The following is a 24,723-nucleotide window of genomic DNA, read 5'->3' on the forward strand; positions in this document are numbered from 1 at the left end:
CGTCGAGCAGCGCGAGCGGCTGGTGCTCAGGAGTTGCCGAGTTGTTCGTCGAGCAGCGCGAGCAGCTCGTCCGCCGTCGCCGTACGCGCGTCCGTAGCGGACTCGGCCGGTTCCGTGCGGGTGTGCGCTTCGTCCCACATGGAGAGGAGCGCGCGGAGTCGGGTGCCGACGGCGGTGCTCTGCTCGTCGTCGGGCGTGAGGAGGGAAAGGGCGGATTCGAGGCGGTCCAGTTCCGCGTCGATGGTCGGCGCGCCGCCGCCCGGCAGCGCGTCGAGTACGTACGCGGCGAGCGCGGACGGCGTGGGGTGGTCGAAGACGAGCGTGGCGGGCAGGCTCAGGCCGGTCGCCACGTTGAGGAGGTTGCGGAACTCGACCGAGGTCAGCGAGTCGAAGCCGAGTTCCTGGAACGCCCGGCCCGGCTCGACCAGCTTGGTGCCGTCGTGGCCGAGGACGGCCGCCGCGTACTCGCGCACCATGTCGAGCACGGCGCGTTCGCGTTCGGCTCCTGACAGAGCGGTCAGTTGGGCCGTGAGGTCGCTCGGCGCACTCGCGTCCGCGGTGTCGCGGGCGCCGGGTCCGCCGGAGAGTTCCCACAGGAGCGGGCTGGGCCGTACCGCGGTGAAGGTCGGGGCGAACAGGTCCCAGTCGATGTCCGCGACGAGCGCCATCGGGTCGCCGAGCCGGACCACCCGGTCCAGCGCGGCGATGGCCTGCTCGGGCTCCATCGGGTTCAGGCCGCGGCGGCGCAGGGAGTCGCCGAGCGCCCCTTCGGCCATGCCGCCGCCGCCCCAGGGTCCCCACGCGACCGTGGTGGCGGGCAGGCCCGCCGCCGCGCGTCGTTCCGCGAGGGTTTCCAGGAAGGTGTTGGCGGCCCCGTAGTTCGCCTGGCCCGAACCGCCGAGCGTGCCGGAGAGCGAGGAGAACATCACGAACGCCGACAGCTTGTGGTCCCTGGTCAGTTCGTCCAGGTTGATCGCGGCGTCGACCTTCGGCCGCAGCACGGCGTGCAGTCGCTCCGGGGTGAGCCCGGACAGCACGCCGTCGTCGAGGACGCCCGCCGCGTGCACGACCCCGGTGAGCGGGAACTCGTCGGGCACCGTGGCGAGCAGCCCCGCGAGGGCGTCCCGGTCCGCGGCGTCGCAGGCGGCGATCGTGACGCGGGCGCCCAACGCGGTGAGTTCCGCGTGGAGTTCCGCCGCGCCCTCGGCCGCGGGCCCGCGGCGGCTGGTGAGCAGCAGGTGCTCGGCGCCCTTGGCGATCAGCCAGCGGGCGATGTGCGCGCCGAGCCCGCCGGTGCCGCCGGTGACGAGGACCGTGCCGCTGGGGCTCCAGTCCCCGACGCGGCCCGCGGCCGCCCGGACGAGCCTGCGGACGAACACTCCGCCGCTGCGCACCGCGAGCTGGTCCTCGTCGCCCGCGGCGGACAGGACGCCCGCGAGGCGGGTGCCCGCACGCTCGTCGAGCGTCTCGGGCAGGTCGACCAGGCCGCCCCAGCGGTCCGGCTGTTCGAGCCCGGCGACCCTGCCGAGGCCCCAGACCATCGCCTGGTCGGGGCTTGCGGGGGCGTCGGACCCGCCGGTGCGGGCCGCTCCCCGGGTCGCGCACCACAGGGGCGCGGCGAGGTCGTTGTCGCCGAGGGCCTGGATGAGGGCGAGGGTGGCGGTCAGGCCCGCGGAGGGCAGTTCGGGGTCGAGGGCGAGCAGGGAGAGCACGCCCGCGACGGGCTCGTCGGTGGCCACGCGCGCCGCGAGTGCCGCGCGGTCCGTCGCCTCGCCGGTCCTGACCGGCAGGACGCGTGCGCCGTGCCTGCTCAGCGCGGCGGCGACGGCCTCCTCCCCCGTGCCGTCCCTGCTGACGACGAGCCAGGTGCCCGTGAGCGCCGGGGTGGGGTCGCTCATCGGCTGCCAGGTGACGCGGTAGCGCCAGCTGTCGACGGTGGAGTGCTCGGCCTGTTCGCGCCGCCACGACGAGAGGCGGGGCAGCACCGCGCCGATCGTGTCGTCGGGCGACACGGCGAGCTCGGCGGCGAGTTCACCGAGGTCGCCGTCCGCCACCGCGGCCCAGAACCGGGCGTCGACGGCGCCGGAGACGTCTCCGGCGGGGGCGTCGGCGATGACCGGCCAGTACCTGTCGCGCCGGAAGGCGTAGGTGGGCAGGTCGGTGTGCGTGCCACCGGCGGTCAGTTCGGACCAGTCGACGGGTACGCCGAGCACGTGCAGCCTGCCCGCGGCGGTCGCCAGGGCGAGCGTCTCCGAACGGTCGCCGCGCAGCGCGGGGACGAAGGTCGCGTCGGGCGCGGTCTCCTGGCCGAGCGCGCAGAGCACGCCGCCGGGGCCGATCTCCAGGAACAGGTCGGTGCCCTGGTCCCGCAGCGTGGCGACGGCGTCGGCGAACCGCACCGATTCGCGCACGTGCCGCACCCAGTACTCGGGCGACGTCAGTTCCTCGGTGCTCGCCTGCGTGCCGGTCAGCGTGGACACGATCGGGATCGCGGGAGCCTCGTACGAGACGCTCTCCAGGACCTTGCGGAAGTCGTCGAGCATCGGCTCCATCAGCGGCGAGTGGAACGCGTGGCTGACGCGGAGCCTGGTGACCTTGCGGCCTGCCTCGCGCCAGCGCTCGCCCACGGCCTCCACATCGGCGGCGACACCGGAAACGACCACCGCCGAAGGCCCGTTGACCGCGGCGATGCCCACGGTGTCGGACAGGTCCGGCAGGAGTTCGGCCTCGCTCGCCTGGACGGCGACCATCGCACCGCCGTCGGGCAGCGCCTGCATCAGCCGGCCCCGGGCCGCGACCACCTTGGTGGCGTCCGTGAGGGACCACACACCCGCGACATGTGCCGCCGCGAGCTCACCGATCGAGTGACCGGCAAGCACGTCAGGACGTACACCCCACGACTCAAGGAGCCGGAACAGCGCGACCTCGACCGCGAACAGCGCGGGCTGCGTCGCACCGGTCTCGTTCAGCGCGTCGGCGTCGTCCCCGAACAGCACGTCGAGCAGGGGCTGTTCGGTGTGCGCGGCGAGGTGGGCGCGGACGTCGTCGAGGGCCTTGGCGAACACGGGGAAGGCGTCGTACAGCTCGCGTCCCATGCCCAGGCGCTGCGCGCCCTGGCCGGAGAAGAGGAACGCGGGGCGGTGTCCTCCTGCGACGCCGGAGACCAGTTCGTTCGCGGTCCTTCCCTCGACGAGGGCCGTGAGGTTCGCGAGGAGTTCGTCGCGGTCCAGGCCGACGACGACCGCCCGGTGTTCGAGGGCGGGCCGTTCGGTCGCGAGGGTGGCGGCGGCGTCGAGCGGGTTCAGGTCCGGGTGCGCCACGAGGTGGGCGCGCAGCCGTTCCGCCTGGGTCCGCAGTGCGTCCTCGCCCCGTCCGGAGACCAGCAGCGGCAGCGGGGACGCGGCAGGTCGCGGTGCGGTCCTCGGCGCCGCGGTCGCGGTGACCGGTGCCTGTTCGACGATGGCGTGCGCGTTGGTGCCGCTGAACCCGAACGACGACACCGCGAACCGGCGCGGCCGGCCCGTGTCGGGCCAGGGCCTGGCCTCGGTGAGGAGCTCGATGTCGCCGGCCGACCAGTCGACCTGCGGCGTCGGCTCGGCGACGTGCAGGGTCTTGGGCAGCGTGCCGTGCCGCAGCGCCATGACCATCTTGATGATGCCGCCGACGCCTGCCGCGGCCTGGGTGTGGCCGATGTTGGACTTCAGCGAACCGAGCCACAGGGGCTGGTCCTCGGGGCGGTCCTGGCCGTAGGTGGCGAGCAGGGCCTGCGCCTCGATCGGGTCGCCCAGCTTGGTGCCCGTGCCGTGCGCCTCCATCACGTCCACGTCGGCGGCGGAGAGCCCGGCGCTGGCGAGCGCCTGGCGGATCACCCGCTGCTGCGAGGGACCGTTGGGAGCGGTCAGACCGTTGGACGCGCCGTCCTGGTTCACCGCGGAGCCCCGTACGACGGCGAGGATCTCGTGGCCGTTGCGCTGGGCGTCGGACAGCTTCTCCAGGACGAGCATGCCGACGCCCTCGCCCCAGCCCGTGCCCTCCGCGTCCGAGGAGAACGGCCTGCACCGGCCGTCGACGGAGAGCCCGCGCTGGCGGCTGAAGTCCAGGAACGCGCCCGGCGTCGACATGACGGTCACACCGCCCGCCAGGGCCATGTCGCACTCCCCCGACCGCAGTGCCTGCGCGGCGAGGTGCATGGCGACCAGGGACGACGAGCACGCCGTGTCGACCGTCACGGCCGGGCCTTCGAGCCCGAACGTGTAGGACAGGCGGCCCGCCATGACGCTCGCCGCGTTGCCCGTGCCGACGTATCCCTCGACGCTCTCCTCACTGGACGCGAGGAGCGCGTCGTAGTCCTGGAGGCTGGTACCCGTGAAGACTCCGATGTCCCTGCCCCGCACCCCGGTCGGGTCGACGCCCGCGTGCTCGAAGGCCTCCCAGGAGGTTTCCAGGAGCAGCCGCTGCTGCGGGTCCATGGCGAGGGCCTCGCGCGGCGAGATGCCGAAGAACGCGGGGTCGAAGCGGTCGGCGTCGTGCAGGAAGCCGCCCTCGCGGGCGTAGGTGGTGCCGAAGTGGTCGGGGTCCGGGTCGTACAGGGTCTCCAGGTTCCAGCCCCGGTTGGTCGGGAACTCGCTGATGGCGTCGATGCCCTCGTGCACGAGCCGCCACAGTTCCTCGGGCGAGTTGGCACCGCCGGGGTAACGGCAGCTCATGCCGACGATGGCGATCGGCTCGTCGGACACCGCGAGGGTCCTGCGCGCGGGCGCGGTGTCGACGGGTGCCCCGGCGAGTTCGGCGGCGATGTACGCGACGAGCGCGGCCGGGGTCGGGTAGTCGAAGACGAGCGTCGCGGGCAGCCGCAGCTCGGTGGCCGCGTTGAGCCGGTCGCGGAACTCGACGGCGGTCAGCGAGTCGAACCCGAGCTCCTTGAAGGCACGTTCGGGCGCGACGGAATGCGCCGAGCCGTGTCCGAGGACCACGGCCACGTGCCCGAGCACGAGGTCGAGGAGCGCCTTGTCCCGCTCGGCCCCGGTCAGTCCCGCGAGGGACTGCGCCAGCGCGGACCCGGCGACGTGGGCGGCCGCGGCGGCCCTGCGTGCCGTGCCGCGCACCAGTGCGCGCAGCAGGTGCGGCACCTGCTGGGTGCGCGCCTGCTTGTGGAGCGCGGGCAGGTCGAGCGGTACGGGGACGAGGAGGGTGCGCCCCGTGGAGGCAGCGGCGTCGAACAGGGCGAGGCCATCGGCCGTGCCGAGCGGGTGCACGCCGTCGACGGTCGTCGGCGGCGCGTCGCTGTCCTGCGGTTCGCCGGTCGTCTCCCACGGGCCCCGGGCCAGCGAGGTGGCGGGCAGACCGGCCGCCGCGCGGTGCTGCGCGAGCGCGTCGAGGAACGTGCTCACCGCCGCGTGGAGGCCCTGTCCCGGCGTGCCGAACGTACCGGCCGCCGAGGAGAACAGGACGAACGCGGACAGGTCCAGGTCGCGGGTCAGTTCGTGCAGGTGGTACGCCGCATCGGCGGTGGGCCGGAACACGGTGTCGATCCGGTCCCCGGTCGGCGAGCCGGTCGCGCGGTCGTCGTCCGCGAAAGCGGTGGTGTGGACGACGGCGGAGATCCGGTGCTCGGCCAGCAGCGCGGCCAGCGCATCGCGGTCGGCCACGTCGCAGGCCGCGAACGTCACCTCGGCGCCCTGCGCGGTCAGTTCGTCGCGCAGCTCCTCCGCACCCGCGGCCTCGACGCCACGCCCGCCGACCAGCAGCAGGCTGCGTACGTCGCGCTCCGCGACCAGGTGCCGGGCGACGAGCCCGCCCAGGGTGTCCGCGGCGCCGGTGACGAGCACCGTGCCGGAACCGAACCCGGGGTCGGCCACGACGGACTGCCGGGCCCGCGCAAGACGCGGGGCGCTCGCCGCACCCACGCGGAGCGCCAACTGCGGCTCGCCCGTGGCCAGTACGGCAGACAGCGCCTCGGTCGAAGCCGCCTCCTCGTCGAGGTCGACGAGGACGATCCGGTCGGGGTTCTCCGACTGCGCCGAGCGCACCAGACCCCAGACGGCGGCATGAGCAAGATTGCGTACGTCCTCGTCTCCGGTGGTGGCGACCGCGCGACGCGTCACCACAGCCAGGCGCGACGCCTCGAACCGCTCCTCCGCAAGCCACGTCCGGATCGCGTCGAGCGCCCAGTGCGCGGCGGCGGCCGGGTCCGAACCGGCCTCGACCGGGCAGGGCAGGACCACGAAATCGGGCTGATCCGTGTCCTGTGCCCGGGTCAGTGCTTCCAGGTCGGTCCACCGTGTCGTCGGGGCTTCGCCGTCGGACGGCGGGAGCGACACCCAGTCGACGCCGAACAGCGCCTCCCGCTCCTGTCGCGTCACCGTCGCCGTCATCGGGCGCAGCACCAGGGTGTCCACGCTCGCCACCGGAGCGCCCGCCCCGTCCGCGATCGTCAGCGCCACCGCGTCCGTGCCCGCGGGACCCGCGGGCGTCAGCCGCACGCGCAGCACCGTCGCGCCGGAGGCGTGCAGGCGCACACCGGCCCAGGAGAAGGGCAGCTTGCCGGTGGTGTCGGCCTGGTTCGTCAGGCCGATGGTGTGCAGCGCGGCATCGAGCAGCGCCGGGTGCAGGCCGAAGCCGTCGGGCTTGACGCCGTCGGGCAGCGCGACCTCGGCGAACACCTCGTCGCCGCCGCGCCAGGCGGCACGCAGGCCACGGAAGGCGGGGCCGTAGCCGAAGCCGCCGTCGGCCATGCGGTCGTAGTAGCCGTCCAGGTCCACGGCTTCGGCTCCGGCGGGCGGCCACACGACGAGGGACTCCCCGCCCGCGCCACCGCCCGCCCGGAGCAGGCCGGTGGCGTGCCTGGTCCAGGAACCGGCGTCGTCGACGTCACCCTCACTGGCGTAGAAGGCCAGCTCGCGCCTGCCGGACGCGTCCTCGGCACCGACCGAGACCTGTACCCGCACCGCACCGCTCTCGGGCAGGACGAGCGGCGCCTCAAGCGTCAACTCCTCCACCAGGTCGCAGCCGACCTGGTCACCCGCGCGGATCGCCAGCTCCACGAACGCGGAGCCGGGCAGCAGGGTCGAGCCCCGCACCACGGAATCGGCGAGCCACGGGTGGGTCTGCACGGACAGGCGCCCGGTCAGCAGCACGCCTTCCGTGCCGCCGAGGGTGACGGCGGCGCCGAGCAGCGGGTGCTCGGCCGCACCGAGCCCGGCCGCCGACACGTCGCCGACCGCCGCCAGCACGTCGGGCCAGAAGCGCTCGCGCTGGAACGCGTACGTGGGCAGGTCGACCCGCCGCGTCACGTGACCGGCGAAGAAGACGTCCCAGTCCACGGTCACACCGCGTACGTGCAGGTGTCCCGCGGCCGTCGTGACGGCCAGCGCCTCCGGGCGCTCACCGCGCAGCACCGGCACGAAGGCGGCGTCGGGCGCGGACTCCCGGCCCAGCGCGGACAGCGTGCCACCGGGACCGACCTCGACGAACGTGCCCACACCCTCGGCGACCAGCGTGTTCACCGCGTCGGCGAACCGCACCGACTCGCGCACGTGACGCACCCAGTAGTCCGGCGAGGCCAGCTCGTCGGCGGTGGCGCGCACGCCGGTCAGGGTGGAAATGATCGGGATCGAGGGAGCCTCGTAGGAGACGCTCGCCAGGACCGTACGGAACTCGTCCAGCATCGGGTCCATCAGCGGCGAGTGGAACGCGTGGCTGACGCGCAGCTTGGTGACCTTACGGCCCGCCTCACGCCACTTCTCGCTCACGGCCTCGACATCGGTGGCGACACCGGAGACGACCACGGAGTTCGGGCCGTTGACCGCGGCGATGCCGACGGTGTCCGGCAGGTCCTCGGTGACCTCTTCCTCGGTCGCCTGGATGGCGAACATCGTGCCGCCCTCGGGCAGCGCCTGCATCAACCGGCCTCGCGCGGAGACCACCTTGACGGCGTCCGCGAGGGACCACACGCCAGAGACGTGCGCGGCGGCCAGCTCACCGATCGAGTGACCGGCAAGGGCGTCAGGGCGTATGCCCCACGACTCCAGGAGACGGAACAGCGCGACCTCGACCGCGAACAGCGCGGGCTGCGTCACCCCGGTCTGGTTCAGCGCATCCGTGTCCTCACCCAACAGCACCTCACGGACCTGCGGGTCGAACTCCGCGAGCACCTGGTCCAGCGCCTCGGCGAACACCGGGAAACGGGCGGCCAGTTCGCGGCCCATCCCCAGCCGCTGCGACCCCTGACCCGAGAACAGGAAGCCCACCCGGCCCGGCTCATCGGACACACCCGTCACCACGGCGCCGGACACCTGGCCCTCAGCCACCGCGTCCAAGGCCTCCAGCAACTCCGACCGCTCGGCGCCGACCACCACCGCACGGTGCTCAAGCACCGCACGCGACGACACCAGCGAACGACCCACATCCACCACGGACAGGTCGCCCGACGCCTCCACGAAGGACTTCAGGCGCGCGGCCTGCTCACGCAGCGCATCCGCGCTCCGCGCCGACAACACCCACGGAACGACTGTGTCGACAGTGCCGACGGCCAGCGGTTCGGGGGTTTCCGTCCGCTCGGTCTCGGGGGCCTGCTCGATGATGGTGTGCGCGTTGGTGCCGCTCACGCCGAACGACGACACACCCGCCCTGCGCAGGTGACCGCTCTCCGGCCACGGCTGAGACTCCGTCAGGAGCTCGACGGCGCCGGCCGACCAGTCCACGTGCGTGGACGGCTCGTCGACGTGCAGGGTCTGCGGCAGTACGCCGTGGCGCATCGCCATGACCATCTTGATCACACCCGCGACACCGGCCGCGGCCTGCGTGTGACCGATGTTGGACTTGATCGAGCCGAGCAGGAGCGGCCGGTCGGCGGGCCGGTCCTGGCCGTAGGTGGCCAGGAGCGCCTGCGCCTCGATCGGGTCGCCCAGCTTGGTGCCCGTGCCGTGCGCCTCCATCACGTCCACGTCGGCTGCGACGAGCCCGGCGCTGGCGAGTGCCTGCCGGATCACGCGCTGCTGGGACGGGCCGTTGGGGGCGGTGAGGCCGTTGGACGCGCCGTCCTGGTTCACCGCGGAACCGCGTACGACGGCGAGGATCTCGTGGCCGTTGCGCTGGGCGTCGGAGAGCCGCTCGACGAGGAGCATGCCGACGCCCTCACCCCAGCCGGTGCCGTCCGCGGCATCGGCGAAGGCCTTGACGCGGCCGTCCTCGGCCAGGCCGCGCTGGCGGCTGAACTCGATGAACGCACCCGGCGTCGACATCACGGTCACACCGCCGACGAGCGCCATTTCACACTCGCCCTTCTGCAGCGACTGGCTCGCCCAGTGCAGGGCGACCAGGGACGACGAGCACGCCGTGTCGACCGTCACGGCCGGGCCTTCGAGCCCGAACGTGTAGGACAAACGGCCGGAGATGACACTCGCGGCGTTTCCGGTGCCCACGTAGCCGTCGACGTTCTCTCGTACGGCCATCAACAGGGCCGTGTAGTCCTGGCCGTTGGTGCCGACAAAGACGCCGGAACGGCTGCCGCGCACCGAGTTCGGGTCGATGCCCGCCCGCTCGAAGACCTCCCACGAGGTCTCCAGGAGCAGCCGCTGCTGCGGGTCCATCGCCAGCGCCTCGCGCGGCGAGATCCCGAAGAACTCCGGATCGAAATCGGCCACCTGGTCCAGGAAGGCACCCATGCGGCTGTACGTGGTCAGCGAGTGCCCGGGGTCCGGGTCGAAGAGGGTGTCCAGGTCCCAGCCACGGTCGGCCGGGAACTCCGACACCGCGTCACCGCCCCCGGCCACCAGGCGCCACAGATCCTCCGGCGAACCCACGCCACCCGGGAACCGGCAACTCATGCCCACGATCGCGATCGGCTCATCCACCATGCCAACCGCAGGACCATCGACCACGACGTCGGCGACACCGCCCAGCAGCTCGGCACCGAGGTAGGCGGCGAGCGCCGCCGGGGTCGGATAGTCGAAGACCAGCGTGGCGGGCAGCGCCAGCTCCGTCGCCACGTTCAGCCGGTTGCGCAGCTCGACGGAGCTCAACGAGTCGAACCCCAGCTCCTTGAAAGCGCGTTCGGGTGCGACGGACTGCGCCGAGCTGTGCCCGAGAACCACGGCCACATGCCCCAACACCAGGTCCAGGAGCGTCTTCTCCCGCTCGGCCGCCGACATCCCCACCAGCGACTGCGCCAGCCCGGAACGCGCCACCTGCCCGGCCACCGCCGCCCGGCGCGTCGCGCCGCGCACCAGCGCACGCAGCAGGTGCGGCACCGGCTGAGTGCGCGCCTGCTTACGGAACGCGGGCAGGTCCAGCGGCACGGGCGCGAGCAGCGCACGCCCCGTGGAGGCCGCCGCGTCGAACAGCGCCAGCCCTTCCGCCGAGCGCAGCGGCAGCACACCGCCACGCGCCATCCGCCGCACATCCGCCTCATCGAGGCTGCCCGCCATACCCGACGCGTCCGCCCACAGACCCCAAGCCAGCGACGTCGCGGCAAGACCCCGCGCCCGACGGTGCTGGGCCAGCGCGTCGAGGAAGCTGTTCGCCGCCGCGTAGTTGCCCTGACCCGGACCGCCGAACACACCGGCGGCGGAAGAGAACATCACGAAGGCGGACAGGTCCAGGTCGAGGGTCAACTCGTGCAGGTGGTGCGCCGCGTCGACCTTGGGCCGGAACACGTCGTCGATACGTTCGGGAGTGAGCGAGCCGATCACTCCGTCGTCCAGGACACCAGCGGTGTGGACGACGGCGGAGATCTCGTGCGCGGACAGGAGAGCCGCGACGGCCTCCCGGTCGGACACGTCGCACGCCGCGAACGTCACCTCGGCGCCCTGCGCGGTCAGTTCGTCGCGCAGTTCCTCCGCACCCGCGGCGTCGGCACCGCGCCTGCTGACCAGCAGCAGGCTGCGCACATCACGCTCCGCCACCAAGTGACGGGCGACGAGGCCGCCCAGAGTGCCCGTGGCACCGGTGATCAGGACGGCACCCGAGCCGAAGCCGGGGTCGTCCACCACGGACTGCTGCGCACGCGCCAGGCGGGGGGCCGTGGCGGCACCCGCGCGGAGCGCCAACTGCGGCTCGCCCGTGGCCAGTACGGCAGACAGCGCCTCGGTCGAAGCCGCCTCCTCGTCGAGGTCGACGAGGACGATCCGGTCGGGGTTCTCCGACTGCGCGGAGCGCACCAGACCCCACACCGCGGCATGGGCGAGATTGCGTACGTCCTCGTCTCCGGTGGTGGCGACCGCGCGGCGCGTCACGACGACCAGACGCGACGCCTCGAACCGCTCCTCACCGAGCCACGCCTGGACCGCACCAAGCGCCCAGTGCGCAGCCTCGTGCGCGGCCGCCACCGGGTCAGAACCTGCCTCGACCGGGCACGACAGGGCGACGAAGTCGGTCAACTCGGCGCTCGACGCGGCCAGTTCCGCCAGATCAGTGGCCCACTCGACCGTCGGGGCGGCATCCTCGACCACCGGCACCGACACCCAGTCGACACCGAAGAGCGCGTCACCGCGCTCATCAGCAGCCGCCTGCACCGGGGCGGCCGGAAGCAGCTCCAGCGAGTCGACGGTGGCCACCGGGGCACCGGATCCGTCCGCGACCGTCAGCGACACCCCGTCCGAACCGGCGGGCGCGAGCCGCACCCGCAGCTCGGTCGCCCCGGAAGCGTGCAGACGCACACCCGACCACGAAGACGGCAGCTTGCCCGGTTCGTCGGCCGCACGCGTGACGCCAGTGGCGTGCAGCGCGGCGTCGAGCAGCGCCGGGTGCAGGCCGAAGCCCTCCGTCCGCACACCCTCAGGGAGCGCGACCTCGGCGAAGAGCGTCTCGCCCTCGCGCCAGACGGCGCGCAGGCCCTGGAACACCGGACCGTAGCCGAAGCCGTCCTCCGCCATGTTCTCGTAGAACCCGTCGAGGTCCACGGCCTCGGCCCCTGTCGGCGGCCACTGGGTCAGCGCGTCCCCGCCGGAGCGTCCGCCGGAACGCAGCACACCGGTGGCGTGCCGGGTCCACGAACGACCGTCCTCCAAGTCACCCGCACTGGAGTGGAAGGTCAACTCCCGCCTGCCGGACGCGTCCTCGGCACCGACCGAGACCTGCACCCGCACCGCACCGCTCGCAGGCAGCACGAGCGGCGCCTCAAGCGTCAACTCCTCCACCAGGTCACACCCGACCTGGTCACCCGCACGGACCGCCAGGTCCAAGAACGCCGTACCCGGCAGCAGCACCGAACCCATGACCGCGTGATCCCCCAGCCACGGGTGGGTCTGCACCGAAAGACGACCCGTCAGCAGCACACCGTCCGTGCCACCGAGCACAACGGTCGCACCGAGGAGCGGGTGCTCGGCGGGACCGAGACCGGCCGCCGACACGTCACCGGCGCCCGGCACCACGTCCAGCCAGTAGCGCTCACGCTGGAAGGCGTACGTCGGCAGGTCGACGCGACGGGCCCCGCTGCCCGCGAAGTAGGCGTCCCAATCCACCTGGGCGCCCCGGACGTGCACTTCGGCGAGCGCGGCGGCCAGCGTGGACTCTTCCGAACGGTCGGTGCGCAGCACCGGCACGAAGGCGGCGTCGGGCGCGGACTCCTGACCCAGCGCGGACAGCGTGCCACCGGGACCGACCTCGACGAACGTGCCGACGCCGTCGGCGACCAGCGTGTTCACCGCGTCGGCGAACCGCACCGACTCGCGCACGTGACGCACCCAGTACTCGGGCGACGTCAGTTCATCGGCCGTGGCCGACCGGCCGGTCAGCGTCGAAACGATCGGGATCGAGGGAGCCTCGTACGACACGCTCTCAAGGACCGTACGGAAGTCGTCCAGCATCGGGTCCATCAGCGGCGAGTGGAACGCGTGGCTCACACGGAGCTTGGTGACCTTACGGCCCGCCTCACGCCACTTCTCGCCAACAGCCTCCACATCGGCCGCGACACCGGAAATCACCACCGACGAGGGCCCGTTGACCGCCGCGATACCGACCGTCTCCGACAGGTCCCCGGCGATCTCCTCCTCGGTTGCCTGAATGGCGACCATCGCGCCGCCCTCGGGCAGCGCCTGCATCAGCCCCGCACGAGCCGACACGACCTTGACCGCGTCGGCCAGGGACCACACACCCGCGACATGTGCCGCCGCGAGCTCACCGATCGAGTGACCAGCCAGCAGGTCAGGGCGAACGTCCCACGACTCCAAGAGGCGGAACAGCGCCACCTCCACCGCGAACAACGCGGGCTGCGTCACACCCGTCTCGTTCAGCGCATCCGCGTCCTCACCAAACAGCACCTCACGGACCTCAGGCGCCAGCAGATCAAGCACCTCGTCCAGGGCGGTGGCGAACACCGGGAAACGGTCCGCCAGTTCACGCCCCATGCCGAGCCGCTGCGCACCCTGACCCGAGAACAGGAAACCCAGCAGGCCGGTGACGGCCGCACCCGTCACCACACCCGCCGCCTGCCTGCCCTCCGCCAACGCGGTCAAAGCGGCAAACCGGTCCTCCGCACCCTCAGCGACGACCACCGCACGCTGCTCCAGCACCGCACGCGTAGTCGCCAGCGAGAAGCCCACGTCCACGGGGTTCAAGTCGGTCACTGCCGAGCCGAGCCGCGCCGCCTGCTCCCGCAGCGCCTCCGCGCTCCGCGCCGACAGCACCCACGGCACCACACCACCGTCGTACGCCGTCGGCTCCGCGGCTTCCGCCTGCGCCGTGACGGGAGCCTGCTCCACGATCACGTGCGCGTTGGTGCCGCTCACGCCGAACGACGACACACCCGCACGCCACGGACGGTCCGCGGCAGGCCACGGCTTGGCCTCCGTCAGGAGCTCGACGGCGCCCGCCGACCAGTCCACATGCGTGGACGGCTCGTCGACGTGCAGGGTCTGCGGCAGCACACCATGCCGCATCGCCATGACCATCTTGATCACACCCGCCACACCGGCAGCCGCCTGCGTGTGACCGATGTTCGACTTCACCGAACCCAGCCACAGCGGCCGGTCGGCATCGCGCCCCTGGCCGTAGGTGGCGAGCAGCGCCTGCGCCTCGATCGGGTCACCCAGCTTCGTGCCCGTGCCGTGCGCCTCCATCGCGTCCACGTCGGACGGAGCGAGACCTGCGGTCTCCAGGGCCTGGCGGATCACACGCTGCTGCGACGGGCCGTTCGGCGCCGTCAGACCATTCGACGCGCCGTCCTGGTTCACCGCCGAGCCGCGTACGACGGCGAGGATCTCGTGGCCGTTGCGCTGCGCGTCGGAGAGGCGCTCCACGAGGAGCATGCCGACGCCCTCGCCCCAACCCGTGCCATCAGCGGCATCGGCGAATGCCTTGACCCGGCCGTCCTCGGCCAGACCGCGCTGGCGGCTGAACTCGACGAACGCACCCGGCGTCGACATCACCGTCGCGCCACCGACGAGTGCCATCTCGCACTCGCCCTTCTGCAGGGCCTGCGCGGCGAGGTGGAGGGCGACCAGGGACGAGGAGCACGCCGTGTCGACCGTGACCGCCGGGCCTTCGAGGCCGAACGTGTAGGACAGACGGCCGGAGATGACGCTCGCCGAGATGCCCGTGCCCGCGTATCCCTCGACCATCTCCTGCGCGGCCATCAACAGGGCCATGTAGTCCTGGCCGTTGGTGCCGACGAACACGCCGGAACGGCTGCCGCGTACGGAGTTGGGGTCGATGCCCGCCCGCTCGAAGACCTCCCACGAGGTCTCCAGGAGCAGGCGCTGCTGCGGGTCCATCGCCAGCGCCTCGCGCGGCGAGATCCCGAAGAACTCCGGATCGAAATCCGCCACCTGGTCCAGGAAGGCACCCATGCGGCTGTACGTGGTCAACGAGTGCTCAGGGTCCGGGTCGTAGAGAGTGTCCAGGTCCCAGCCACGGTCGGCCGGGAACTCCGACACCGCGTCGCCACCCCCGGCCACCAGCCGCCACAGATCCTCCGGCGAACCCACACCACCCGGGAACCGGCAACTCATGCCCACAATTACGATCGGTTCATCGGCCACACCCGTCGATACGGGACTGTCGACCACGGCGTCGACGACGCCGCCCAGCAGCTCGGCGCCGAGGTAGGCGGCGAGCGCCGCCGGGGTCGGATAGTCGAAGACCAACGTGGCAGGGAGCGCCAGCTCCGTCGCCACATTCAGCCGGTTGCGCAGCTCCACGGAGCTCAACGAGTCGAACCCCAGCTCCCTGAAGGCGCGTTCGGGTGCGACGGACTGCGCCGAGCTGTGCCCGAGAACCACGGCCACATGCCCCAACACCAGGTCCAGGAGCGTCTTCTCCCGCTCGGCCGCCGACATCCCCACCAGCGACTGCGCCAGCCCGGAACGCGCCACCTGCCCGGCCACCGCCGCCCGGCGCGTCACGCCGCGCACCAGCGCACGCAGCAGGTGCGCCACCGGCTGAGTGCGCGCCTGCCTGCGGAACGCGGCCAAGTCCAGCGGCACGGGCGCGAGCAGCGCACGCCCCGTGCAGCCCGCCGCGTCGAACAGCGCCAGCCCCTCCGCCGAGCGCAGCGGCAGCACACCGCCACGTGCCATCCGCCGCACATCCGCCTCATCGAGGCTGCCCGCCATACCCGACGCATCCGCCCACAGACCCCAGGCCAGCGACGTCGCGGCAAGACCGGTCGCGCGGCGGTGCTGGGCCAGCGCGTCCAGGAACGTATTCGCCGCCGCGTAGTTGCCCTGACCCGGACCGCCCAACACACCAGCCACGGAGGAGAACAGGACAAACGCCGACAGGTCCAGATCCTGCGTCAGCTCGTGCAGATGCCAGGCGGCATCCACCTTGGGCCGGAACACACCGTCGATCCGCTCCGGCGTCAACGAACCGATCGTGCCGTCATCGAGCACACCAGCGGTGTGAACGATGGCCGAGATCTCGTGCGCGGACAGCAGCGCCGCCACCGCATCCCGGTCGGACACGTCGCACGCCGCGAACGTCACCTCGGCGCCCTGCCCGGTCAGTTCGTCGCGCAGTTCCTCCGCACCCGCGGCGTCGGCGCCGCGCCTGCTGACCAGCAGCAGGCTGCGCACATCACGCTCCGCCACCAAGTGACGGGCGACCAGACCACCCAGAGTGCCGGTCGCACCCGTGATCAGAACCGCACCCGAGCCGAAGCCCGGGTCGTCCGTCACGGACTGCTGGGCCCGCGCAAGACGCGGGGCACTTGCCGCGCCCGCACGCACCGCCAACTGCGGTTCACCACAAGCCAGGAGAGAAGGCAGCACATCCGCCGACTCCGGCTCTTCGTCGAGGTCGACGAGAACGATCCGGTCGGGGTTCTCCGACTGCGCCGAGCGCACCAGACCCCACACCGCGGCATGGGCGAGATTCCGTACGTCCTCGCCGTCGGCGGTGGAGACCGCGCGACGCGTCACCACAGCCAGGCGCGACGCCTCGAACCGCTCCTCCGCAAGCCACGTCTGGACCGCACCAAGCGCCCAGTGCGCAGCCTCGTGCGCGGCCGCCACCGGGTCAGAACCGGCCTCGACCGGGCACGACAGGGCGACGAAGTCCGCCAACTCAGCCGAAGAAGCGGCCAGTTCCGCCAGATCAGTGGCCCACGCCACGGACGACACAGCGTCCTCGACCACCGGCACCGACACCCAGTCGACGCCGAACAGCGCCTCCCGCTCCTGCCGGGGCAGCGTCACCGGGCGCAGCTCCAGCGAGTCGACGGTGGCCACCGGGGCACCGGATCCGTCCGCGACCGTCAGCGACACCCCATCCGCACCGATGGACGCGAGCCGCACCCGCAGCTCGGTCGCCCCGGAAGCGTGCAGACGCACACCCGACCACGAAGACGGCAGCCCCTCCGGGACATCCGTCGCGTCCATCAGCCCGATGGCGGGCAGCACCGCTTCAAGCAGCGCCGGGTGCAGAGCGAAGCCGTCGGCCTTCACGCCGTCGGGCAGCGCGACCTCGGCGAACACCTCGTCGCCGCCGCGCCAGGCGGCCCGCAGGCCCTGGAACACCGGACCGTACTCAAGGTCCGACCCCAGCAGTCCGTCATAGAACCCGTCGACGTCCACGGCCTCCGCACCGGCAGGCGGCCACTCGCCCAGAGGGGCCGCGGCGGCGCCTGTGCCGGACCGCAGCGCTCCCGTGGCATGCCGGGTCCACGCACCGGCGTCGTCGGCGTCGCCCTCACTGGCGTAGAAGGTCAGTTCACGCCTGCCCGACTCGTCCGCGCCACCGACCCAGAGCTGCACGCGCACGGAGCCGTTCTCGGGCAGGACGAGGGGGGCGTCCAGCGTCAGCTCCTCGACCAGGTCGCAGCCGACCTGGTCGCCCGCGCGGATCGCCAGCTCAAGGAACGCCGCGCCGGGCAGCAGGATCGAGCCCTGAACCGCGAAGTCGGCGAGCCACGGGTGCGTCCGAACCGACAACCTGCCGGTCAGCAGCGCACCGTCCGTGTCACCCACGGCGACAGCGGCGCCGAGCAGCGGATGCTCGGCCGCACCGAGCCCTGCCGCGGAGACGTCACCGACCGTCGGCAGCGTGTCGGGCCAGAAGCGCTCACGCTGGAAGGCGTACGTGGGCAGGTCGACGCGCCGCGCGCCACGACCGGCGAAGAACGCCTCCCAGTCCAGTCGCACGCCCCGCGTGCACAGCCGCGCCAGCGCCGACACGAGCGCGGCCTCCTCCGCCTGCTCGGTACGGAGTACGGGGACGAATCCGGCGTCGGGCGCGGACTCCTGGCCGAGGGCCGAGAGCGTGCCGCCCGGGCCGACCTCGACGAACGTGCCGACACCCTCGGCGACCAGCGTGCTCACCGCGTCGGCGAAGCGCACCGACTCGCGCACGTGACGCACCCAGTAGTCCGGCGAGGCCAGCTCGTCGGCGGCGGCGCGCACGCCGGTCAGCGTCGAAACGATCGGGATTGCGGGAGCCTCGTACGAGACACCCTCAAGGACCGTACGGAACTCGTCCAGCATCGGGTCCATCAGCGGCGAGTGGAACGCGTGGCTCACCCGCAGCTTGCTGACCTTGCGGCCCGCCTCGCACCAGCGCTCGGCGACGGCCTCCACATCGGCCGCGACACCCGAAATCACCACGGACGACGGCCCGTTGACCGCCGCGATGCCGACGGTCTCCGACAGGTCCCCGGCGATCTCCTCCTCGCTCGCCTGGATCGCGACCATCGCGCCACCCTCGGGCAGCGCCTGCATCAGCGCACCGCGCGCCGACACGACCTTGACCGCGTCCACGAGGGACCACACACCCGCGACATGTGCCGCAGCAAGCTCACCGATCGAATGACCGGCCAGCAGGTCAGGACGTACGCCCCACGACTCAAGAAGCCGGAAGAGAGCCACCTCGACCGCGAACAGCGCGGGCTGCGTCACACCCGTCTCGTTCAGCGCATCCGCGTCCTCACCGAAGAGAACCTCACGCACCTCAGGCGCCAGGAGATCGAGAACCTCGTCCAGGGCGGTGGCGAACACCGGGAAACGAGACGCCAGTTCACGCCCCATACCCAGCCGCTGCGAACCCTGACCCGAGAACAGGAAACCCACCCGGCCCGGCTCATCGGACACACCCGAGACCACGGCACCCGACGCCCGGCCACCGGCCAGCGCCTCCAACGCGGCGCGCAGCTCCGAGCGGTCGGCGCCGACGGCCACCGCACGGTGGCTCAGCGTCGCGCGCGACGTGGCGAGCGAGTAGCCGACGTCCACGGGCGCGTGCTCGTCGACGAGGGACAGGAGTCGCTCCGCCTGGTCGCGCAGCGCACCCTCGTCTCCTGCGGACAGCACCCACGGCACCACCGCACCGTCGTTGCGCACCGTCGTCTCCGGAGCCGCCACCGGCTCTGCGGCAGGGGCCTGCTCGATGATGGCGTGTGCGTTCGTGCCGCTGAAGCCGAACGACGACACACCCGCACGCCACGGCCGGTCTACGTCCGGCCACGCGCGCTCGTCGGTGAGGAGTTCGACCGCGCCGGTCGACCAGTCGACGTGCGTGGACGGCTCGTCGACGTGGAGGGTGCGGGGCAGGACGCCGTGGCGCATCGCCATGACCATCTTGATGACAGCCGCGACACCGGCCGCGGCCTGCGTGTGGCCGATGTTGGACTTCATCGAACCGAGCCACAGCGGCTCACCGGCCCGGTCCTGTCCGTACGTCGCCAGGAGCGCCTGTGCCTCGATCGGGTCACCGAGCTTGGTGCCGGTGCCGTGTGCCTCGACCGCGTCCACGTCGGACGGGGAGAGACCCGCCGTCGCGAGCGCCTGACGGATCACCCGCTGCTGCGACGGACCGTTCGGCGCCGTCAGGCCGTTCGACGCGCCGTCCTGGTTCACGGCGGAACCGCGTACGACGGCGAGGATCTTGTGACCGTTGCGCTGCGCGTCGGAGAGCCGCTCGACGGCCAGCATGCCGACGCCCTCGCCCCAGCCCGTGCCGTCGGCGGCGTCGGCGAACGCCTTGCAGCGGCCGTCCAGAGCCAGGCCGCGCTGGCGGCTGAACTCGATGAACGCACCCGGCGTCGACATCACGGTCACACCGCCCGCGAGCGCCATCTCGCACTCACCGGACCGCAGGGCCTGCGCGGCGAGGTGCAGGGCGACCAGGGACGACGAGCACGCCGTGTCGACCGTGACCGCGGGGCCCTCGAAACCGAAGGTGTAGGAGAGGCGTCCGGAGGCGACGCTCGCCGCGTTGCCCGTCGCCACGTAGCCGCCGACGTCCTCGGCGGACTCCCCGATGACGTGGGTGTAGTCCTGCATGTTCGAGCCGACGAACACGCCGACGCGCCCGCCGCGGATCGCGTTCGGGTCGATGCCCGCGCGCTCGATGGCCTCCCACGAGGTTTCGAGGAGGAGGCGCTGCTGCGGGTCCATGGCGAGGGCCTCGCGCGGCGAGATCCCGAAGAAGGCCGCGTCGAAGCCGCTCACGTCCGACAGGAACGCGCCCGAACGCGAGTACGAGGTCCCCACGCCGTCCGGGTCGGGGTCGTACAGCTTCTCCAGGTCCCAGCCGCGGTCGGTCGGGAAGTCCGACACCGCGTCCTCGCCGGACAGCAGCACCTGCCACAGGCCCTCGGGGCTGGCGACGCCGCCCGGGAAACGGCACGCCATGCCCACGATCGCGATCGGCTCGTCCGCCACGCCGGTTGCGACGGCGGGAGCCGCGGGCGCGAAGTCCGCGCCCGCACCGGACAGTTCGGTCCGCAGATGGGCCGCGAGCTCGGCAGCGGTCGGGTAGTCGAAGACCAGGGTCGAGGGCAGAGCCATGCCCGTGACCTCACTCAGCCGGGCCCGCAGCTCCACCGCTGTCAGCGAGTCGAAGCCCAGGTCACGGAAGGCGCGGGTCGCGGAGAACGCGTCGGCCGACACGTGTCCCAGAACCGCCGCGGCCTCGTACCGCACCAGCTCGGTGAGCTGCCGCTCCTGCTCCGCCCCGTCCAGACCCGCGAGGCGCTGCGCGAGCGCCGACGAACCCTGCTCGGCCGCCTCGGCCTCGAACACCGCCCGCACCTGCGGGAGTTCGCTCAGCAGCGGGCTCGGCCGCTGCGCCGTGAACGTGGCCGCGAACCGCTCCCAGTCCACGTCTGCGATGGCGACGTTCCCGTCAGCCCGGTCCAGCGCCGTGGCCAGACCCATGATCGCGGCCGCCGGGGCCATCGCGGGCAGGCCAAGACGCCGCAGCTGCGCCGCGGCGTGCTTCCCCGCGTTGGCGACCATGCCGCCGTCGGCCCACGGGCCCCACGCGACCGCGGTGGCGGGCAGACCCCGGGCACGGCGGTGCTCGGCGAGGGAGTCCAGGTAGGCGTTGGCGGCCGCGTAGGCGCCCTGGCCGCTGCTGCCCCAGACACCGGCGATCGAGGAGAACAGCACGAACGCGTCCAACGGCGCGTCGGCGAGCAGCTCGTGCAGGTTACGCGCGCCGTCGGCCTTGGCGGCGAGCGCGCCGGCGAGGTCGTCGGCTTCGAGGTCGGCGAGGGCCGCCGAACGCTCCACACCCGCCGCGTGCACCACGGCGGTGAGCGGGAACTCCTCGGGCACCGAGGCCAGTACGTCCGCCAGGGCATCCCGGTCGGCGACGTCGCAGGCCGCCACCGTGACACGGGCGCCGAGCGCGGTCAGCTCCGCACGCAGGTCCTCGGCTCCGTCGGCAGCCAGCCCACGACGGCTGGTCAGCAGCAGGTGCTCGGCGCCCTTGGCCACCAGCCACCTGGCGATGTGCCCACCGAGTGCCCCGGTGCCGCCGGTCACGAGGACCGTGCCGCGCGGCGTCCATGCCTCTCCGGACAGCACCTTGCCCACGGGGGCTGGCACGAGACGCCGACCGAGGATCTCGCCACCGCGTACGGCGACCTGGTCCTCACCACTCGCCCCGGCAAGGACCGAAGCCAGCAGGTCACCCGTCGCCTCGTCGTCCGTCTCCGGCAGGTCGACCAGACCACCCCAGCGACCGGACTGCTCCAGCCCGGCCACCCGGCCGAGACCCCACACCATCGACTGCTCGAACCCGGCCACCAGGTCACCCGGCGCCGCCGACACCGCACCCGACGTCAAGCACCACAACGGCGCCGACACACCCGCCACGCCCAACGCCCGCACCACACCCACCGTGTGCGCGGCGCCCTTGTCCGCGAACCCCAGCAGGGAAACGACACCGCTCGGCGCGGACAGCCCGTTCAGCTGCCCGGCCCAGTCGGCCGACTCCGGGTCCACCGTGAGGACATGTGCCTCGGCGCCGTTCCTGACCAGTGCGTCCCGCACCCAGTCGGTCCGGTTCTCGCCCGCCGGGGCGATGACCAGCCACGTGCCGTCCAGCTGCCGGGTCCCGGCGGCCACCGCACGCCACTCGACCCCGTACCGCCAGCCCTCCACGGCAGACCGGTCACGCTGCTCCCTGCGCCACGCGGAAAGCCGGGGCAAGACCGCACTCAGCGGATCCTCCGACGACATGTCCAACGTCCGCGCGAAGTCAGCGACATCGCCCTCCTCCACGGCCTCCCAGAACCGCGCCTCCACCGGAGACATCCGCCCGACGCCCTCACCCACCGGCGCGGCATCCAGCCAGAAACGCTCACGCTGGAACGCATACGTCGGCAGATCCACCCGACGAGCCCCGCTGCCCGCGAAGTAGGCGGCCCAGTCGACGGCCGTCCCCCGCGCGTGCAGTGCGGCGACCGTGGTGACGAGCGCGGTCTCCTCAGGCCTGTCCGCGCGCAGCGCGGGCAGGAACACCGCGTCGGGCACGCTCCCCAGGCCGAGTGCTGCCAGCGTGCCGCCGGGACCGACCTCGACGAACACGGCAACGCCCTGCTCGCGCAGCGTCACGACGGCGTCGGCGAAGCGCACCGACTCGCGGACGTGACGCACCCAGTAATCGGGAGACGTCAGTTCCTCGGCCGTGGCCAGCTGACCCGTCAGCGTCGAGACGATGGGAAGCGTAGGAGCCTCGTACGAAACGCTCTCAAGAACCGCGCGGAACTCGTCCAGCATCGGGTCCATCAACGGCGAGTGGAACGCGTGACTGACGCGCAGCTTGCTGACCTTGCGGCCCGCCTCACGCCACTTCTCCCCGACAGCCTCAGCGTCGGCCGCGACACCCGAAATGACCACCGACGACGGCCCATTGACCGCCGCAAGGCCGACGGTCTCCGACAGGTCCCCGGCGATCTCCTCCTCGCTCGCCTGGATCGCGACCATCGCGCCGCCCTCGGGCAGCGCCTGCATCAGCCCCGCACGCGCCGACACCACCTTCACCGCATCCGCGAGGGACCACACACCCGCGACATGGGCCGCAGCCAGCTCACCGATCGAGTGACCAGCCAGCAGGTCAGGGCGAACGCCCCACGACTCCAAGAGCCGGAACAGCGCCACCTCCACCGCGAACAGCGCGGGCTGCGTCACACCCGTCTCGTTCAGCGCATCCGCGTCCTCACCGAAGAGAACCTCACGCACCTCAGGCGCCAGGAGATCGAGAACCTCGTCCAGGGCGGTGGCGAACACCGGGAAACGAGACGCCAGTTCACGCCCCATCCCCAGCCGCTGCGAACCCTGACCCGAGAAAAGGAAACCCAGCAGGCCGGTGACGGCCGCACCCGTCACCACACCCGCCGCCTGCCTGCCCTCCGCCAACGCGGTCAAAGCGGCAAGCCGGTCCTCCACGCCCTCAGCGACAACCACCGCACGCTGCTCCAGCACCGCACGCGTCGTCGCCAGCGAGAAGCCCACATCCACCGCGTTCAGCCCGGACGTCCCCGAGCCGAGCCGCGCCGCCTGCTCCCGCAGCGCCTCCGCACTCCGCGCCGACAGCACCCACGGCACCACACCACCGTCATACGCCGTCGGCTCAGAAGCCTCCACCGACTCGACGACAGGAGCCTGCTCCACGATCACGTGTGCGTTCGTGCCGCTCACACCGAACGACGAAATGCCCGCGCGCCGCAGGCGACCCGTCTCGGGCCAGGGCTGAGACTCCGTCAGGAGTTCAACAGCCCCCGCGGACCAGTCCACGTGTGAGGACGGCTCGTCGACGTGCAGGGTCTGCGGCAGCACACCATGCCGCATCGCCATGACCATCTTGATGATGCCCGCGACACCGGCCGCGGCCTGGGTGTGACCGATGTTCGACTTCACCGAACCCAGCCACAGCGGCCGGTCGACATCGCGGTCCTGGCCGTACGTCGCGAGGAGGGCCTGCGCCTCGATCGGGTCGCCGAGGGTCGTACCCGTGCCGTGCGCCTCGACCACGTCCACGTCGCCCGGGGCGAGGCCAGCGCCGGTGAGGGCCTGGCGGATCACGCGCTGCTGGGAGGGGCCGTTGGGGGCGGTCAGACCGTTCGACGCGCCGTCCTGGTTGACCGCCGAGCCGCGTACCACCGCGAGGATCTCGTGGCCGTTGCGCTGGGCGTCGGAGAGGCGCTCGACGAGGAGCATGCCGACGCCCTCACCCCAGCCGGTGCCGTCGGCGGCGTCGGCGAACGCCTTGCAGCGGCCGTCGGCGGAGAGGCCGCGCTGGCGGCTGAACTCGATGAACGAGCCCGGCGTCGACATCACCGTCACACCGCCGACGAGGGCCAGTTCACACTCGTCCTTCTGGAGTGCCTGCGCCGCCAGGTGCAGGGCGACCAGGGACGACGAGCAGGCCGTGTCGACCGTGACCGCCGGGCCTTCGAGACCGAACGTGTACGAGACGCGGCCGGAGATGACGCTCGCCGAGATGCCCGTGCCCGCGTACCCCTCGACTGCTTCCTGATTGGCCATCAGCAGTTGCGCGTAGTCCTGGCCGTTGGTGCCGACGAAGACTCCGGCACGGCTGCCGCGTACGGAGTTGGGGTCGATGCCCGCCCGCTCGAAGGCCTCCCAGGAGGTCTCCAGGAGGAGGCGCTGCTGCGGGTCCATCGCGAGGGCCTCGCGCGGCGAGATGCCGAAGAAGTCCGCGTCGAACTCCATCGCCTCGTGCAGGAAGCCACCTTCACGTGTGTAGGTGGTGCCCGAGCGGTCGGGGTCGGCGTCGTAGAGGGACTCCACGTCCCAGCCGCGCTCGGCGGGGAACCCGGAGACCGCGTCCGCACCGGACTCGACAAGCCGCCACAGGCCCTCGGGCGAGTTCGCGCCGCCGGGGAAACGGCAGCTCATGCCGACGATCGCGATCGGCTCGCCGGCCTTCTCCTCGACCTCGCGCAGGCGTTGCTTGGTCTGCCGCAGGTCGGCGGTCAGGCGCTTCAGGTAGTCGAGGACCTTGTCGTCGGTCGACATGTGCGTGCTGCCCCTCTGGGTG

The 24,723-nt window shown here is 72.4% G+C and carries 1 protein-coding gene; it reads right to left on the bottom strand.

What is annotated here, in order from left to right:
- Window positions 1–26: 26 nt before the first annotated feature.
- Window positions 27–24,701 (bottom strand): type I polyketide synthase, encoded by a 24,675-nt coding sequence (locus tag CP970_RS03325; protein WP_150492931.1) that lies wholly within the window; start codon window positions 24,699–24,701, stop codon window positions 27–29.
- Window positions 24,702–24,723 lie beyond the last annotated feature (22 nt).

Origin of the sequence: Streptomyces kanamyceticus (assembly GCF_008704495.1) — a bacterium.
GTDB lineage: Bacteria > Actinomycetota > Actinomycetes > Streptomycetales > Streptomycetaceae > Streptomyces > Streptomyces kanamyceticus.

What these genes read in the sequence shown, in the direction of transcription:
- CP970_RS03325 (WP_150492931.1), bottom strand. Translation starts at nt 24,701, where the DNA reads ATGTCGACCGACGACAAGGTCCTCGACTACCTGAAGCGCCTGACCGCC.